The following is a 16300-nucleotide window of genomic DNA, read 5'->3' as shown; positions in this document are numbered from 1 at the left end:
TTACTGGGCGGAGGACTGCGTGTTGCGCTTGCGGAGGAGGAAGACCGCGCCGCCGCCGACGACAACGAGGGCGATCGCGATCCCCGCGATGATCGGAGTGGCGCTGGAGCCGCCGGTCTCGGCGAGGTCGCCCGTGGACCCGGTCGAGCTGCCGCCGACCGTGGCCGGGGTGGGCTGGGCCTGGGTCTGCGTGTCGAGGCCGCCGGTGCCGCTGCCGCTGGTCTTGCAGTCCAGGACGCCCTTGAACGTCTGCGAGAAGCCACCGGGTCCGGTGATCGTGAAGTCGTACGCCTGGTCCTCGGCGACCGGGACGGTCACCGTCTCGGACTTGCCCGCCTCGATGGTGTGCTTCGCCCCGGCCAGCTCGAAGGTGAACGCCTCGTCGCCCTTGTTGCTCGCGGTGACGTCCACGCCGCCCTTGGCGCAGTTCTTCTTCGCCGAGACCGCCGGGATCGCGCCCTGCTTGGCCCAGGTCGCGGTGGCGGCCGCGGAGACCGTGGACTCGCTGGAGCCGGCCAGGATCATGGTCTGGCTCTTGGTCACCCCGGCGAAGGCCCGGCCGACCGGCACCGACGTGGTGGCCTGGACGGAAAGCGAGGCGGAACCGTCGGCGGCGCCCGCCGGTACGTCGAAGTAGAGCTCAGCACCATTGGCCGCGGCCGTCACGGGCTTGCCGCTCTTGTCGGTGACCTTGACACCGCTGGCGGCGTCGGCGGGCGGGGTCACGGAGACCTGGCCCGCATTGGTACGGACAGTGACCGGCCCGAGCCGCTCACCGGACTTGCCGGAGACCGCGGCCGGGTCCAGGACGAGGGACGGCTTGGGCTCGGCCTGGTCGACGGCGTTGCGCTCCAGCCAGTCGGCGAGCTTCTCGGCCTGGCCGTCGATTGCGTCGATATCGACGTTGTCCGAGTAGCGCCAGATGGCGACCTGGGTGCCCGCCGCCGCGGTCTTCTCGGTGAGCGGCCCGGTGCCGGCCTGCTCGGCGAGCGCCGCGAGGTCGTCGACCTGCGGGTAGGAGTGCTCCAGAATCCAGCGGATCTTGCCCGCGTTCTTATTGCTGCCGAGCGAGGTCTGGTTCCAGGGGGTCTCCAGATACTTCGCCCGGTCCTGGGTGGGGTTGTGAATGTCGATGCAGTACGTCTTGAGCTTGCCGCCGCCGTCGACGGTCATCTCGAAGAGCCCGGCGGGCAGCTCCTGGTTCCGGCCGTCCGTGTGGAGCACAGCGCGGTCGTAGGTCTTCAACCCGTCCAGGACCGCGGCCGCGCCACCTTGATGCTGCGGCGCCTCGTCGGCGACCGCACTCCCCGCGCCGACAAGGGCGCCTGCCATGACCAGACCCGATGCCACCACCGAAGCGGCCAGCCGGGCTATACCCCGCCGCCGTGGAGAATTGGCCGTCTCGGTGAACGACAAATCGGTCGCTGAAGAAGCAGAAAACACAGAATTCCCCTCCAGGCGAGACCCTCCGCGCCTGATGCGCGTGTGGGGGTTGTCCCGCCAGTCGACTCAAGTGCCCGTGAGTACTGGGGAATCCTAAAGACGAAGCGATGAACAGTCCCCCGTCATACCGTCGTACAACCATTCCGAATCGGAATCGTTATCGCCTATCGCGCGACTCCGCGCCCCTCGGCCCGCCCCGATCCGCCCAGGTCAGCCCAGGTCTGCCCAGGTCCGGTCACGGAACCGAAGCCAGCTCCTGGTCACCTTTCTGACGCCCTGTCGTCCGCTTGGCCCGCTGCCGCCCGACCCGTTCGCTCACTTCACCCTGTTTACCCCCTTCCTCGCATTCACTCCTTTCCTCCAGATTGTCTCGCCCGGCCCGTTCGACCCGTTCGGCTCGTGACACGCCGTACGAACCGCCCGATCGTCCCGATCCGTCCGAGTCACCCGTCCCGCCCGAGTCCCCCAGTCTGTCCACGCTCCCCGAGCGCGTCATCAACCCCGGATCACCCCTCATCACCCGTCGGAACGCAGCCGTCCCCCGGGTCAGATCGTGTCCTACCGCGACTGCCTCGATGTCCACGAACGTCCTGTGCCGGCCCTCCCGTTCCTCCTCGCGCACCTTCAACCTGCCATGCACGACAAGTGGTTCGCCGACGGAGACGGAACCGGACAGGTTCGACGCCAGAGTCCGCCAGGCCCATACGGTGTAGAAGCTGGTGTGCCCGTCTGTCCAAGCCTGTTTCTCGCGGTCCCAACGGCGCGGCGTCACCGCGAAACGGAATCGCGCCATTCCGCCGGTCGCGGTCTCCCGGAACTCCACGCCCGTCGCCGCGTTGCCCACCAGTGTCACCAAGGTGTCGTTCATGACTCCGCCTCCCCTTCGGCTTTCGGCTCCAGCGACCACACCCGCGCGGTCACTGATCCCAGGTTGAAGGGAAGGCGGAAATCCTGCTGATACCTGTGGGCTACCGAACAGTTGTGGAAAACTCCGTCACCGCCACGTACCGCTCCCGCACCTCGCGGTAGCGCACGAGCTCCGCCGCCACCGGATCGAGCACCCGTGCCCGCCCACAGGCCGCCGCCGCCTCGCGCAGCTGACGCTCGGCCTCCTGCCCGTACCGTCGCGCGGGACCCCGTGCCGCGGCCGCGCACGACCACTGCACCAGGGGGCCGCCGATGACCCCGGCCAGCATCACCAGGGCGGGCGTGAGAAATCCCGGTTCGAGTACGCCGACGATCTGGCCGACCAGCCAGAGACCGCCGAAGATCTGCAGCACCGTCATCGATGCCTGTGCCAGCACGGCGGCGGGCCACCACCTGGGCCGCGGCGGCTTCCCGCCCGCGCGACCGCTGCGCGCCACGCCCAAGGCCCCGGCCACCCCGGCGGCCATGACCGTCGAACCGCCCGGACCGCCCGTACTGAGTGCACCGCCTGCCACGCCGTCCGGGGAGCAGCTCACCGCCCGTCCCCGCCCGTCCGCGGTGCCGTCCCTTTCCGTCAGTTCGTCGAGCGCCTCCGGCAGCCCTTGCGCACCGTTCACCGCGGCCTCGCGGACCGCTTGCGCCCAGGGGCCGGGCAGCCCGTCGGCGGCCTCGTCCGCCACCGTCCGCACCGCCTGTTCGACGCGTTGCCGGGCCGTGAGCTGCTCCTCGGGGGGTGCGGGCTGCGACGGGCACTCCAGGCCTCCCGGCCGCCGGGTGGACCCGTACCAGCGCCACAGCCGCAGCCACGGCGTGCCGCACGCCCGGCCGGCGTTCCTTCGCCACTCGCGTTCGGCCGCCTGGCCCGCCGCGGCCGCTCCGACGGCCTCCGCGAGTCGGTGGGCGAACTCCTTGCGGGCCCCTTCACCGAGACCGGGCCGCCCCTCGGCGACATACACCGGACGGAGCCTGGCCGCGGCGGCGTCCACATCCGCGGACAGTCGGCGCGCAGCCGCAGTGCGCTCCTGGACGAACCGGCCGAGCATCTCGCGCAGTTCACCCACGCCTTCGCCCGTGAGTGCGGACAGGGACATGACGGTGGCGCCCGGTTCACCGTGTTCGCCGAGCGCCATGCCGTCCTCGTCGAGCAGCCGGCGCAGATCGTCGAGGACCTGGTCGGCGGCGTCGCCGGGCAGCCGGTCGATCTGGTTGAGCACGACGAACGTGATCTCGGCGTGCCCGGCGAGGGGCCGCAGGTAGCACTCGTGCAGGGCCGCGTCCGCGTACTTCTCCGGGTCGACGACCCAGATCACCGCGTCAACCAGCGCAAGCACCCGGTCGACCTGATCACGGTGTCCGGTCGCCGCCGAGTCGTGGTCGGGCAGGTCGACGAGGACGAGCCCCTGGAGCGCCTCGTCGGCGTCCGTACCGCTCTGCTGCGGCCTGCGCCTGAGCCGTCCCGGAATGGCGAGCCGGTCCAGCAGCCCGGCGGCCCCGTCGGTCCAGGAGCAGGCGATGGGGGCTGCGGTGGTCGGCCTGCGCAGCCCGGTGTCGGAGATCTGGACTCCCGCGAGGGAATTGAAGAGGGTCGATTTGCCGCTGCCGGTCGCTCCGGCGATGGCGACGACGGTGTGCCGGGAGGAGAGCCGCCGGCGGGCTGCCGCTTCGTCGAGCACGCGTCCCGCTTCGGCGAGGGTGGCCCGGTCCAGCCTGGCCCTGGACAGCCCGACGAGTTCACGCAGCGCGTCGAGCCGCGGCCGGAGCGGACCGCCCGACGGTTCGTACGCATCGACCCGGGGCGGCCGTACGTCGTCGTTCGGGGCGGCCTGGGACTCGGCGTCCGCCGCCTTGGCGGCCGCGCGCCGTGCGATGAGCCCGTCGTTCCAGCCACCGGCCGCCTCCGGCACAGTTGCGCGCCCGTCGTCGGGCGTCCGGCGCAGGTTCCGGTGGTTCTGGTTCCCGTCCTCGTGAGAAGCGGGACTCTCGCCCCGGCCGGGCCCCTCTTCAATGACGGCAGTCATCGCTGCCACCTCTCCTTCTGCAGTACGGACAGCGCGGCGATCAGTTCGGCCTGCGGCTCCGGGGCCACGCCGAGTGCGTCGAGCGGTGCGAGCCGCCGGTCGCGCTCGCCGTCCAGCACCCGGTCGAGGCAGTTGGTGAGCAGTGCGCCCCCCTTGTCGCGCAGCCGCAGCGCACCCTGGGCGCCGATCCGTTGGGCGAGCTGTTCGCCGGCGCCGCGGGTGCGGCGACCGCCGAGCAGTGCGGCGGCCACGAGCGCCACCACTGTCCCGGCGTCGGGTGCGGCGTTGCGTTCGAGCTGGCGCACCTCTTCCTCGGCCAGTTCCTCCAGCACCCGCCACCACCGCCGCGCAGCCATGGCGATCCGGCCCCGGATGTCCTCGGCGTGCCCCCATCCCCCGGCCTCCCGGCCGACATCCTCGAAGCCGAACACCCCGGCCGCGGGCTCGCGCTGCCAGGTCGTGCGGATCTTTTCGTCGGCGGCTGCCACGGCGCACTGCAGAAGTGCGGCGAGGCTCTCCACCAGCGCTTCGAGGAGTTCCTCGGAGGAGCTGTACGTCGGGTATCCACGCCACCGGGTCCGGGCGTCCCCGGCGAGTACGCCGCCGTTGCGCAGCCGCTGCCGGACCCGGGCGCCTTCCGTGCGGTACGCGTCCTCGACCACACCGGTCAGCCGAACGGCCGCCGCGTACTGCGCCGCGACGGCACCGGCCAGCGCAGGCATCCGTACGTCCAGCGAGTCGATGACCCCGGCCGCCGTACGCCCGGCCGCCTGCTGTCGGGCCGCCGGGTCCTGGGCGCGGTGGCTGAGCCAGGCCCGCAACGGGGCGACCGCGGTGGTGGGCAGCAGCCCACTGCCGCCACCGGCCGATTCGGGCAGCTCGGGAATGGTGAAGCGCGGCACCTCACCGAGGCCCGCCTTGGTGAGCAGCGCCCCGTACTGCCGGTCCACCTCGTCGATCACCTGGTGCGGCACCCGGTCCAGGACGGTGACGAGCGAGGCGTCGTACTCCTTGGCGGTACGCAGCAGGTGCCACGGCACGGCGTCCGCGTACCGGGAAGCCGTGGTCACCATCACCCACACGTCCGCGGCGCAGATCAGCTCGGCTGCCAGGACCCGGTTCCGTACCACGAGCGAGTCGATATCGGGCGCGTCGAGCAGTGCCAGCCCGCGCGGCAGCCCGGTGGCGGTCTCGACGCGCAACGTGGTCCCGTCCTCCTCCTCGCTCCCGTCGAGCCCGTCGTTGCCGTCGCACCGGCCGGGATCCCCGTTCTCCTCGGGCGGCAGCCAGACCCTGGTGAGCTGTGGCAGTACGCGGACCCCCGCGAACCAGTGGTGATCATCCGGATGGCAGACGAGTACGGGTGTCCGCGTGGTCGGGCGCAGCACCCCGGCCTCGCTGACCAGCCGCCCCACCAGCGAATTGACGAGCGTCGACTTCCCGGCGCCGGTGGAGCCGCCGATGACCGCGAGCAGGGGTGCTTCAGGATCTCTGAGCCGGGGAAGCAGATAGTCGTCGAGCTGGGCGAGCAGCTCGCTACGGGTCTGGCGGGCGCGCGCAGCCCCCGGCAGCGGAAGCGGAAGACGCACGGCAGCGACACGGTCGCGCAGGGCGGAAAGTGCATCGATGAGCTGAGGCCGTACGTCCAAGGTCACCACATGCGAAGAATGCCCAATTTTGGAGCCTTTTTGAAGCGTATAGCCACCTCTGCGCGCCGGTTCTCCCACCGGGACGGAGTCAGGACAGAGAGGACGAGTGGGGCGCAGGCATAACGAGTGCACAACACCCGGGACGCGAGGCGTCAAAAGCGATGCGCAAATCCCGCCCACCTGCGATTATCGGTTCGCTTCACCGAACCTCCACATCGTGCCACGCAGGTGAAGCAACCAGGTCGAGGCGATCGGAGCCCTATCCTTGTCCCGGCGGGTCACCGACCTGCCCGGCCCCAGGGCTCCAGGCCGCCGAGGCCACCACCCGGCCCCCGTAGCTCAGTGGATAGAGCAGGCGCCTTCTAAGCGCTTGGCCGCAGGTTCGAGTCCTGCCGGGGGCGCACATCGACAGACCCTCCTTCGGGAGGGTCTTTTGCTGGTCAGGGGTGATTTTCGGCCGGGGGTGGTGCGAGCCGCCGCCGGCGGCTGGATCCGTCCGACTGAAACTGGCCAGGGGCGGCCTCCGGGTGCCTTTCCCGAAAGCTTCCCGAAGTTTCGGCTGAAGCCGCTTTCGTGACGCGCGTTCACGTGACGCCCCTCGGTGACGACGGCCGCCGCTCGGTCGTTCCCCGCCGACCATCCGCGCCGTACCTGCCAGGCCCCGAGAAGGCGCCGCCCGGCCAGCTGTTCCCGGCCGGGCGCACCTCGGTGCTCGCCCCGTCGGCGGCGAGATGTCGGTCGATCCGAGCTCCCAAGCGGCGTTGCCCCCCTTGAGTCGAGAGTCCTGGGCCGTGACTGTCGCCGGGAACGCCAACGACGCGGACGCCAGTGGACACCGTTCGCGGCGCCTGCCGGTGCCCGCCGAATTCTCCGAGATCAAGCGAACCTCCGCGTGGCTTCGCGTATCCGGCCGCCGAAAAGTCCGCGACACGAACGCGAGCACCAGCATCCGAAGCCCAGGTCTGCTGGCTTCAACGTCGTACTCAATGTGCGGAGCGGGCCAACCAGCCGCTGTGCGGTCTTCTGGCATGCCGCGAGCCGACTCGACCGTGTCGAACGGTTACGCAATGCATACGAAATGTCACTATTTGCGCACCCTCTCCTGAAAGGAAGCTGCTCATGGCGCTCCGACGTACCCGGGCAGCGGTGGCTGCCGCCATCGGCGCCGCTCTGCTCGCAGGGGCTGGGCCCGCCGCGTTCGCTTCGAGCCCCGCGCCCCAGCCACCCTCCGTTCGAGCCGTGACGCCTCAGCAGAACGTGCCGACTCTGGACGCGCCCGGCCCTGCCCAGCGCGTCACCTACGGGGCGGACGGCATCACCCGTCGCCACTTCAGCCGGCTCACGGTCCAGGCTCCGCCGAACACCCGGATCACCGCCGTCGACCCGAACTGTGACGGTTGGACCTGCCCGGTCACCATCGCCCCGGACGGGAAGAGCGCCTACGCCGACTTCCCGTCGAACAACTGGATCTGGATCTACCCGTTCCACGTCAGCCTCGCCGCCAACGGCGACGCCCCGCTGGCCGGAGGCACGTACTCCGGCACGTTCAGCCTCGACGGCGACACCCAGCCCCTGACCGTCAACATCTCCCCAGGGACGCAGGGCGCCATCTCGGCGTTCCTCACCGACACCCCCAACGGCGGGGGCTCCTACGTCAACTTCGTCCTGCCCGGGTCGAACGCGGCTCAGTCGGGCCTGCAGGTCGGTGACATCATCACAGCGGTCAATGGCCAGGCCACCTCCAATACGGCGGCCGTCAACAACGCGATCACCGGCTGGCGCGCAGGCACCGCCGTTCCGATCACCGTCTTCCGAGCGGGCAGCACGGTCAACCTGCAGCTGACCCTCGACTGAGCACCGGAACACCGAGCCCACCAACCGGCGGACCTTGCCGCTCGACGATCTCGGAGAACCTCGGCAGGTACGAGCGAGGCGGCCCGCATCGGCGGCCGAAGAGCCACCGCGGGCAGCCACGGCCCGAGCGAGACCCTCACGACTGCCGAGGTTTTCCGGTGGCCTGCCTGTGCGCCTCGCCCAGTGTCTGGATATCGATCACTGAATAGGCGGAAGTCGGTATGAATGAGCATCCATCCGGATAGACCACGCTCAGGTCGTCGACAGGCGGCTCAGAACCTCGACACTCGACACCGGAGTATTCCGTGGCAATGATCCAGACCGGCAAGGTAGACCTCCGTTCGGACAGCGCGATCGAGACCGCCGGAGGCAACACCTCGACCTTCACTCGGGTTACTTTTCCCTCGCCGTTCCCGGCGGGGGCCGAGGTCATCGTGCTTCCGCTGACCCAGACCTTCAACGGCCCGGAGACCCCGGGCATCCGCGTCCACGACGTGACCGAGCGGGGCTTTCTGATCCGTCTCAACGAGGTCAACGTGAACGCCAACGTCAAGAGCGACGGCAAACACACCACCGAGACCATCGGATGGCTCGCCACCACCACCTGACGGTCGTCGCCGGCACCGCCGCTGCGGGTGACCGAACGGCTTCTGCAGCAACACCGGCCCTCTTCCCCACCCGGTAGCCGGGGGGGGAGAGGGCCGATTCATTCCCGGACCGCTCCCTGGCCATGTTGTCGGATCCGTTGAATGGTGATTCGACACCAGCCTGGTCCTGCGCACTGGGCTGGGGCTGTTCTGACGACGTCCCTGTCGGCCCCGGCCGCCTCCCATCTCGCTCCGGCCCAAGGCGCGCAGTGTGTCGCAGGCGCCAGCCGCCGAGGACGTTGTTCAGGGCCGGGATGCGATAGAGGTTGCGGCACAGGTCGTGCTGCGGAGCTTCCGGGAAGCGATGTGCCCAGACGGAGCCGATCCGTGGCTGTCTCCCCTTCCAGGGGCGCACTATGGCCGCTTTTTCTGCAGGACGTATGTACTGCGGGAGTCGGGGTCGCCGAAGAAGAAGTAGAGCTGCAACCTTTCCCTGTTGTCGCGCCGCAACTCGAACGTCCACGTATAGGCATCAGGAGCCGGGGCACGTTCGGTCGGATCGTCGTGCGGCTCAGCCGGATCCGGCGCGCGAGTGGCCGATGCCGTGCGCGCGGTGAGAGCCACGCGGACATGCTGACCGTCGTTCCATCCCATGCGCTCGTCGGTCAACTCCCACGTCCCCGTACCCGACAGTCGCCACCTGTCGTCGAAGTCGAATTCCTGTCCGTCCAGGAGGTGGATGACGGCCTTTCCATCAGGCTGGAGAGTGACCTCGGTATGGTCCACGCAGAGCCACGAACCCGCAATGTCCGCCCGCTTCGCGTCACGCAGTGCGGGCACCTCGTCGTACATGTGTGGATTGCATCCCACCAATGCGAGCAGGCAGGCAACAAGACTCACCGCCCGGCACCTTGCCAGGCCAGGTGACTTGGTCTTCACAATCCGCCCCCGTCGCGGCACCACGAACGACTGCGGTTCGACCAGCCGTCGAGCACATGCCCGTCATCCTGTCAGCACTAATGAACATGTTCAATTTCTTCGTCGGGCTACGCGCGTGTGCGTGCGGTCGCCCTCCCGTGCGCGGGTCCGCGCGGTGGCCCATGCCACAACCGCGCCAGATCCGGCGGCGCTTCAGCGGGAACTGCGATCCGCCGGATCGACCCCGCCGTCGAGGCGACCGCCATGGACGGCCCCGCGCCCTGCACGGCCTCGCCGCCGTGTGACGGCCATGCTGCTCGCGGGCAGAGCCCTTGACGGTCCGGACAGCCCGTACCGTGTGACGGCACGTGCCGCCGCGGACGGTCCGGACGCCCGCGTGGCCCCCGCCGGCCTGGGCCTCCCCTACACAAGAAGACTGGTCGCCATGAACACCCTGAAGAACACCACCGACGGAACGTGGTTCCGGCGGTACGCCCCGTCCGCCTCGACCCGTATGCGACTGCTCTGCCTGCCGCACGCCGGCGGTTCGGCGAGTTTCTTCCACTCCTGGGGGAACGCCTTCGGCGACGACGTCGAGGTTCTGGTGGCCCGGTACCCGGGACGCCAGGAGCGGATCGCCGAGCCCTGCATCGAGAGCATGGAGGAGATGGCCGACGCGGTGACCGCCGCGCTCCTGCCCCTCCTGGACAAGCCGCTGGCACTCTTCGGCCACAGCATGGGGGCTTCGCTCGCCTACGAGGTGGCGGTCCGCCTGGAACGGGAGCACGGCTTCGACCCGAGCGTTCTCCTCGTCTCCTGCCAGCAGCCGCCCCACGGGCAGCAGCCGCGGACCGCGCACCTGGGCGGTGAGGAGTCCGTCCTCGCCGAGGTCCGCAGGCTCGGCGGTACCGACGCCGCACTGCTGGAGAACCCCGACCTCCGGGAACTCGTGATGCCTGCGCTCCAGGCCGACTTCACCGTCGTCGGGCGGTACGCCGAGAACGGCCCCCGGCCCGCCGTACCCGTGCGCTGCCCGGTCATCGGTTACGTCGGGGACCGCGATCCCAACGTCGCCGTGGAGGAGATGCGCGCCTGGGCCGGCATCGCTCCGAAGGGCTACGAGCTGAAGGTGCTGCAGGGCGACCACTTCTACCTGGTGCCGCAAAGGGACGGCCTCATCGGCGATCTGACGTCACGTCTGCACTGACCCGTAGCCCTGCTCGGGCCCGGTTCCCGTCCCATGCGGGACCGGGACCCTCCCGGTCCCGGTCCCGCATGGCCCGCCGCCCCGACTTCTTCAGCGGTTGAACGACGATCCCAGCTCCGCGCCCGTCGCCACCGTGCCCAGCGTCCCGTGGCCGAACGTGAACGATCCCTTGGCCGTCACACCGGAGGCCGTGGCCGGGAAGACCCACAGGGAGCCCGCGCCGGCGTTCTCGCCGGGGGCGCCGACGACCAGTTCGGTGCGGCCGTCGCGGTTGGCATCGACCAGCTTGGCGGCGCCGCCGAACTCGTCGTTCGTCTCGGCCGCACCGGGGACGTTCACCGTGTCCTGGTTGAAGCCCACCGTGCCGGTGCCGGTGGGGCCTGATGCGGTGCCGGGGAGGATCAGGACGGAGCCCGCGTTCTTCGTCGTGCCGAGGTCCTCGTAGGGGACGCCGACTGCGATGTCGCCGTAGCCGTCACCGTTCATGTCACCGATCGACACCGACGCCCCGAACCCGTCGTCCGATTCGGCGGCACCCGGGACACCGGCGCTGTCCTGGTTGAAGGACTTGGCCCGGTCGCCCCGCGGGCCGGTGGTGCTGCCCGGGACATAGGTGATCATGCCGCCGTTGGCGAGCGGTATGTCCACATCGCTGTCGTAGCCGTCGACCGGGCGGCCCACGACAAGGTCGGCGTACTTGTCACCGTTGACCTGGCCTGCCGTGATGGTCTCGCCGGCCTGGAGGCGGGACCCGTTGGCCCCCTTGACGATGGTGTAGTCCTCGCTGAGGCCGGTGGCGCTGCCGTTGCGGACGATGATGCGCCGGGCGTCGTACTCGTCGCCGTCGTGGACGGTGGCGGCCAGATCGTCGTGGCCGTCGCCGTTGAGGTCACCGGCGGTGAGCTCCATGTAGCGAAGGTCGTCCATGTCGCGGATCACTGCGACGGGGGCCGCCGCGCTGCCGTCGCGCTTGAACGGGCCGGACAGAACATGAAGGTCGCTCATCCCGAGGGTGACGATGTCCATGGCTCCGTCGCCGTTGAAGTCGCCGACCGCGATCTTTCCGCCGATCCGGTCGTACTGCTCGTCGCCGGTCAGGAGGGTCGCCCCACCGGACAGTCCGTGCGCGCCGCCCCAGATCACGGTGAGCGAACCGGCCGACATGGACGTGCCGGCCGTCTTGTTCCCCGCGCCGACCACGAGGTCGCTGTACCCGTCCTTGTCCAGGTCGGCGGAGACCGTCGAGCTGCCGAACGCGTCACCGGCCTCGGCGGTGTCCGGGATTCCGGGCGAGTCCTGGGTGAAGACCTGTCTGGTGGAGGTCTGCAGACCGTCCTTGGAGCCGTACACCACACCCACGTACCCGGCTTTGGCCTTGCCGCCGACGGTGGCACCGGGCGCGGTGAAGGCCAGGTCCGGGAAGCCGTCCCCGTTGAAGTCGTCGCGGCGCGGGGCCGGGGCGGGCGCGGCGCCGGTGGTGGACGCCGAGGCCGTGGCGGGGGCCGGGGCGGGCGTCGATGCCTGAGCGCTGGGAAAGGTGATCACGGCGGCCGCCACGGTGATGGCGAGAACCACGCTGGTTCCGAGGGCACGGGATGCCACGTGGACTCCTTCGATCAGGGATTGGGCGTGGGGTGCACGGGGTGTTTCCGGGAATGTGCGAAACACCCTCACTGCACTGGCACTGTGCAATCTCAGACCGATGGACGCGCGTGAAGGTTGCGTTCCAGACCGTGATCATTGCGATCAGGTACGTCGGCAGGACGCCGCTTGCGCACCGAATGGACCGCCGCGGCCGATGACGGCGAGCCCGCCGTGCACCGTCAGGACCGGACTCCTGCCTCCTTCGATGGGTACGGCGACTCCCGCGGCAGGAGTGCCGCCGCGTCGTCGAGCCGACCGGCCGCGACGAGTTCGTGGATCTGCCGGGCCAGCGGAGTGACGTCACGGATCGACACCGTCCACTCGTCCGCGTATCGCCGCGCCGCCTCACCGGAGAGTCCGAGCTGGAGGGAGCGGTACGGAAGCCGGTCCAGGCGGAGGTCACGCTCGGGATCCCACTGGACGCGGGCCGGGCTCCGGCGCAGATTGCGCTGCCAGGTGGCGCGGTCGGGGTGAACTCCCCTCACATAGTGGGAGAGTTCGGAGTTGGCCAGGGCCCAGTCGAAGCCCTCACGGGTGATCTCGACAGCCAGGACGGTCTCCTGACCGTCCTTCGTGGCCCAGCCGCAGCGGTACATCATCCACAGGAAGCTCGGCTTGATCCAGGTCATGCGGTCGCGCTTCCAGACGTCCGGGAAGCGTCCGTCGCGGACAGCGGGAAGGCCGATGAACGGGGCGTACGCCTGATAGACGGTGACGGTCGTATCCGTGTACTGGGCGCGGATCTCGTGCTGCGGGTTGGCCAGGTCGGTCATCGCCCCATCACAGCACTGGCCGGGCGGGTACGGCGAGCGAGTTACGGGTGTGCTCCGCGTGGGGAGCCGTCACGGCTCCCCACTTCGGCTTCAGAATCCACCGGGCGCGGTTGCACGATCGTAACGTCCAGGTCAGTAGGCCGAGTTGACGTTGTCGATGGAGCCGTAGCGGTGGGCGGCGTAGTTGGCGGCGGCCGTGATGTTGGCGACGGGGTCGTAGATGTTCTTGGAGGTGCCGCTCACGTGATAGCTGTTGAAGGTGGGGTCGATGACCTGGAGCAGGCCCTTGGACGGGATGCCCTTGGCGGCGTTGGAGTCCCAGCCGTTGATGGCATTGGGGTTGCCGGAGGACTCGCGCATCAGGTTGCGGTGGATGCCCTCGTAGGTGCCGGGGATGCCCTTCGCACGCATGACCTCCAGCGCCTGGTTGATCCAGGAGTCGACGTTGCCGCCGCCGGAATGGGCGGGGGTGGCGGCCGAGGCGGCCGGGGCTCCGGCGAACATGCCGGCCACGATGGCTGCGCCGGCTGCGGTCATGCCCAGCGACATCTTCTTGGCCCTGGTCATGCGGGCGAACTTCTTGGGCATCGCGGTGATCTGCATTCGGAAATTCCTCTTCCGTCGTGGGGTGATGCCAAGAATTGTTAATCGAGGAAGAAATTCAGGTCAATGCCCCCTGCTTACTATTGGGATTCGTACCGGGCGAGGGAAATGGCCGGGGAAGTGCCGCGACTGCCGGGACACGGGGCGCAGCGGATCTACTATTCGATTACATAGTGACGCCGCTCACGTGGCCCACCCCACACGGCAAATGCCTCAAATCGCCACAAGAGTGACGCCAATCACGTGGTCCGCCTCACATTGAAGAAGCCCTATTCACTCACCGCAATAAAGAATGAGCACGTAGTAATCGACGCGAGGGGATCGCGAGGGGGGATCGGAATGTCGGGCACATCGGAGCGTCGGGATTGGATGCGCCCCACGAACGCTGCGACCGCGTCCGCGACGTCCTGACATCGCACGGACGCCCGACGAGTCATCACCCACTGCGTGGACGCGACCGCGGCGCGCGCATCACATCCACCGGCTCCCCGACGGCCGACGACCCGATTTCCGCCGACGACGATTACCCGGGAGGTAATTGAGGCAGCCCGGCGCCGGTCATTACCGTCCCCGTATGGCGCTCGAGCTGCCACCCGCGCACCGACAGCGAAAGGAAGACCTCATGATGTCGTCCCAGAACGCGGGTACGGTCCCGGCGACGGCCGCCGCCCGTTCCGACAGCCTTCTCCGATTCGCCCTTGTGGCGGACGTGGTCCTCACCGGTGCGAACGGCATCGGATACCTCGTACTCGCCACGGTCCTGGACTCGTTCCTCGGCGTACCCGTCTCGGTGCAGTACCCGGTGGGCGTGTTCCTCACCGTGTACGCCCTGTGGGTGCTGGTCGTCTCCCGTCAGGAGAACATCAGCCGCGGCTCGGTCGGCTTCATCATCACGCTGAACGTGGCCTGGGCCGTGGCCGGCGTCGCGACGGTCGTCGTGGACGCACTGACCGCGACGGGAATCGGCAACGGGTGGATCGTGTTCCAGGGCCTGGTCGTGGCGGCCATGGGCGGGCTCCAGTACGTGGGCCTGCGGCGCATGTGAGAACGCGGGGGCCGCGGACATGACGACGGCCCGTACGGATACGACTTCCGTACGGGCCGTCAGGCGGTCCTGCGGATCAGCGGTTACGAATCGCTGCTCGCGGATCAGTGCTCGCGGATCAGTTGTTGTGGATCAGTTGTTGCGCGGGAAGCCCAGGTCCACGCCCGCCGGGGCGTCGGCCGGGTCCGGCCAGCGCGTGGTGACGACCTTGCCGCGGGTGTAGAAGTGCACGCCGTCGTTGCCGTAGATGTGGTGGTCGCCGAAGAGGGAGTCCTTCCAGCCACCGAAGGAGTGGTAGCCGACCGGCACCGGGATCGGCACGTTGACGCCGACCATGCCGGCCTCGATCTCCATCTGGAAGCGGCGGGCGGCGCCACCGTCGCGGGTGAAGATCGCGGTGCCGTTACCGTACGGCGAGGCGTTCATGAGGGCGACGCCCTCTTCGTACGTCTCGGTGCGCAGGACACACAGGACCGGGCCGAAGATCTCGTCCTTGTACGCGTCCGAGTCGGTGGACACGTTGTCGAGGAGGGAGAGGCCGATCCAGTGGCCGTCCTCGAAGCCCTCGACGGTGAAGCCGGTGCCGTCGAGGACGACGTCGGCGCCCTGGGCGGCGGCGCCCGTGACGTACGAGGCGACCTTGTCGCGGTGGGCGGCGGTGATCAGCGGGCCCATCTCGGACGTCGGGTCGTTGCCGGGGCCGATCTTGATCTTCTCGGCGCGCTCCTTGATCTTGGCGACGAGCCCGTCGGCGATGGAGCCGACCGCGACGACCGCGGAGATCGCCATGCAGCGCTCACCGGCCGAGCCGTAGGCGGCGGAGACGGCGGCGTCGGCAGCGGCGTCGAGGTCCGCGTCCGGCAGCACCAGCATGTGGTTCTTCGCACCGCCGAGCGCCTGGACGCGCTTGCCGTTGGCGGAGGCGGTGGCGTGGATGTAGCGGGCGATCGGGGTGGAGCCCACGAAGGAGACCGCGGCCACGTCGGGGTGGGCCAGCAGGCCGTCGACGGCAACCTTGTCACCGTGCAGGACGTTCAGCACGCCGTCCGGCAGACCGGCCTCGGCTGCCAGCTCGGCCAGCCGGTTGGCGGTCGACGGGTCCTTCTCGCTGGGCTTGAGCACAAACGTGTTTCCGCAGGCGATGGCGAGCGGGAACATCCACATCGGCACCATGGCCGGGAAATTGAACGGGGTGATGCCCGCGACGACACCGAGCGACTGGCGGATCGAGGAGACATCGACCCGGCTGGAGACCTGCGTGGACAGCTCGCCCTTGAGCTGGGTGGTGATGCCGCAGGCCAGCTCGACGATCTCCAGACCGCGGGCTACCTCGCCCAGCGCGTCCGAGTGCACCTTGCCGTGCTCGGCGGTGATCAGCGCGGCGAGCTCGTCGCGGTGGGCGTCGAGCAGCGCCCGGTAGCGGAAGAGAATCGCGGTGCGGGTGGCCAGCGAGGACGTGCCCCAGGTGGCGTAGGCGTCCTTGGCGGCGGCTACCGCGGCGTCGACCTCTTCGAGCGAGGCGAGCGCGACCTGGGTGGTGACGGCGCCGGTGGCCGGGTCGGTGACCGGGCCGTAGTTGCCCGACGCACCCTCGACGGTCTTGCCACCGATCCAGTGGTTGACGGTCTTCAT

The 16300-nt window shown here is 69.4% G+C and carries 13 protein-coding genes and 1 tRNA gene; 5 read left to right on the top strand and 9 right to left on the bottom strand.

Translation table 11 applies throughout. From position 1 onward, the window contains the following. From ACH4EW_RS03320 to ACH4EW_RS03305, 4 genes are all read right to left on the bottom strand, one after another. Positions 1-1443: an LAETG motif-containing sortase-dependent surface protein gene (locus ACH4EW_RS03320; protein WP_398250601.1), complete on the bottom strand. Its 1443-nt coding sequence runs from the start codon at positions 1441-1443 to the stop codon at positions 1-3. A 235-nt stretch (positions 1444-1678) separates the two neighbouring features. Beyond that, a complete protein-coding gene (locus ACH4EW_RS03315) occupies positions 1679-2311 on the bottom strand; it encodes a single-stranded DNA-binding protein (RefSeq protein WP_398250598.1) in 633 nt (210 codons plus the stop codon). Between the two features lie 100 nt (positions 2312-2411). After that, positions 2412-4388: a GTP-binding protein gene (locus ACH4EW_RS03310; RefSeq protein ID WP_398250595.1), complete on the bottom strand. Its 1977-nt coding sequence runs from the start codon at positions 4386-4388 to the stop codon at positions 2412-2414. Next, the gene (locus ACH4EW_RS03305) at positions 4385-6037 is read right to left on the bottom strand and encodes a dynamin family protein (RefSeq protein WP_398251266.1); all 1653 of its coding nucleotides are present in this window, start codon (positions 6035-6037) and stop codon (positions 4385-4387) included. The genes ACH4EW_RS03310 and ACH4EW_RS03305 overlap by 4 nt, the downstream gene beginning before the upstream one ends. A gap of 328 nt (positions 6038-6365) precedes the next feature. Between ACH4EW_RS03305 and ACH4EW_RS03300 the strand changes: the two genes are divergently transcribed. The 3 genes from ACH4EW_RS03300 to ACH4EW_RS03290 all read left to right on the top strand — a co-directional run bounded on the left by ACH4EW_RS03300 (position 6366) and on the right by ACH4EW_RS03290 (position 8499). Continuing rightward, positions 6366-6438 (top strand) — tRNA-Arg (locus ACH4EW_RS03300). Between the two features lie 718 nt (positions 6439-7156). Then, positions 7157-7891, top strand: a complete 735-nt coding sequence (locus ACH4EW_RS03295; protein ID WP_398250592.1) for a PDZ domain-containing protein — start codon at positions 7157-7159, stop codon at positions 7889-7891. Between the two features lie 311 nt (positions 7892-8202). Continuing rightward, complete coding sequence (locus ACH4EW_RS03290) at positions 8203-8499, top strand: hypothetical protein (RefSeq protein ID WP_398251263.1); 297 nt, start codon at positions 8203-8205, stop codon at positions 8497-8499. A 393-nt stretch (positions 8500-8892) separates the two neighbouring features. Here the strand turns inward: ACH4EW_RS03290 and ACH4EW_RS03285 are convergent, their stop codons facing one another. Next, the gene (locus ACH4EW_RS03285; RefSeq protein WP_398250589.1) at positions 8893-9378 is read right to left on the bottom strand and encodes a hypothetical protein; all 486 of its coding nucleotides are present in this window, start codon (positions 9376-9378) and stop codon (positions 8893-8895) included. Positions 9379-9841: 463 nt separating this feature from the next. Here ACH4EW_RS03285 and ACH4EW_RS03280 point away from each other — a divergent pair, with 463 nt between their 5' ends. Next, positions 9842-10603, top strand: coding sequence for a thioesterase II family protein (locus ACH4EW_RS03280; RefSeq protein ID WP_398250586.1), 762 nt, complete (start codon positions 9842-9844; stop codon positions 10601-10603). A gap of 90 nt (positions 10604-10693) precedes the next feature. On the opposite strand, the gene ACH4EW_RS03275 is transcribed toward ACH4EW_RS03280, so the two are convergent. The 3 genes from ACH4EW_RS03275 to ACH4EW_RS03265 all read right to left on the bottom strand — a co-directional run bounded on the left by ACH4EW_RS03275 (position 10694) and on the right by ACH4EW_RS03265 (position 13623). Then, positions 10694-12205 carry an FG-GAP and VCBS repeat-containing protein gene (locus tag ACH4EW_RS03275; protein WP_398250583.1) on the bottom strand — a complete coding sequence of 504 codons (1512 nt, stop codon included), beginning with the start codon at positions 12203-12205 and terminating at the stop codon, positions 10694-10696. Positions 12206-12426: 221 nt separating this feature from the next. Beyond that, on the bottom strand, positions 12427-13020 hold the full coding sequence (locus ACH4EW_RS03270; RefSeq protein ID WP_398250580.1) for a DUF4291 domain-containing protein: 594 nt from the start codon (positions 13018-13020) through the stop codon (positions 12427-12429). Between the two features lie 132 nt (positions 13021-13152). Continuing rightward, positions 13153-13623: a transglycosylase SLT domain-containing protein gene (locus ACH4EW_RS03265; RefSeq protein WP_398250577.1), complete on the bottom strand. Its 471-nt coding sequence runs from the start codon at positions 13621-13623 to the stop codon at positions 13153-13155. Between the two features lie 622 nt (positions 13624-14245). Here ACH4EW_RS03265 and ACH4EW_RS03260 point away from each other — a divergent pair. Further along, positions 14246-14668, top strand: a complete 423-nt coding sequence (locus tag ACH4EW_RS03260; protein WP_398250574.1) for a hypothetical protein — start codon at positions 14246-14248, stop codon at positions 14666-14668. A gap of 132 nt (positions 14669-14800) precedes the next feature. Here ACH4EW_RS03260 and ACH4EW_RS03255 read toward each other — a convergent pair whose 3' ends face one another. Further along, complete coding sequence (locus ACH4EW_RS03255; protein ID WP_398250571.1) at positions 14801-16300, bottom strand: CoA-acylating methylmalonate-semialdehyde dehydrogenase; 1500 nt, start codon at positions 16298-16300, stop codon at positions 14801-14803.

The organism is Streptomyces sp. NPDC018000 (assembly GCF_044328025.1).
Lineage (GTDB): Bacteria > Actinomycetota > Actinomycetes > Streptomycetales > Streptomycetaceae > Streptomyces.
This window is presented reverse-complemented; position numbering and strand designations above follow the sequence as displayed.

Excerpts from the sequence above, each read along its gene's own strand:
- ACH4EW_RS03315 (WP_398250598.1), bottom strand. The coding sequence starts at position 2,311 with ATGAACGACACCTTGGTGACACTGGTGGGCAACGCGGCGACGGGCGTG.
- ACH4EW_RS03310 (WP_398250595.1), bottom strand. The coding sequence starts at position 4,388 with ATGACTGCCGTCATTGAAGAGGGGCCCGGCCGGGGCGAGAGTCCCGCT.
- ACH4EW_RS03295 (WP_398250592.1), top strand. The coding sequence starts at position 7,157 with ATGGCGCTCCGACGTACCCGGGCAGCGGTGGCTGCCGCCATCGGCGCC.
- ACH4EW_RS03290 (WP_398251263.1), top strand. The coding sequence starts at position 8,203 with ATGATCCAGACCGGCAAGGTAGACCTCCGTTCGGACAGCGCGATCGAG.
- ACH4EW_RS03280 (WP_398250586.1), top strand. The coding sequence starts at position 9,842 with ATGAACACCCTGAAGAACACCACCGACGGAACGTGGTTCCGGCGGTAC.
- ACH4EW_RS03270 (WP_398250580.1), bottom strand. The coding sequence starts at position 13,020 with ATGACCGACCTGGCCAACCCGCAGCACGAGATCCGCGCCCAGTACACG.
- ACH4EW_RS03265 (WP_398250577.1), bottom strand. The coding sequence starts at position 13,623 with ATGCAGATCACCGCGATGCCCAAGAAGTTCGCCCGCATGACCAGGGCC.
- ACH4EW_RS03260 (WP_398250574.1), top strand. The coding sequence starts at position 14,246 with ATGATGTCGTCCCAGAACGCGGGTACGGTCCCGGCGACGGCCGCCGCC.
- ACH4EW_RS03255 (WP_398250571.1), bottom strand. The coding sequence starts at position 16,300 with ATGAAGACCGTCAACCACTGGATCGGTGGCAAGACCGTCGAGGGTGCG.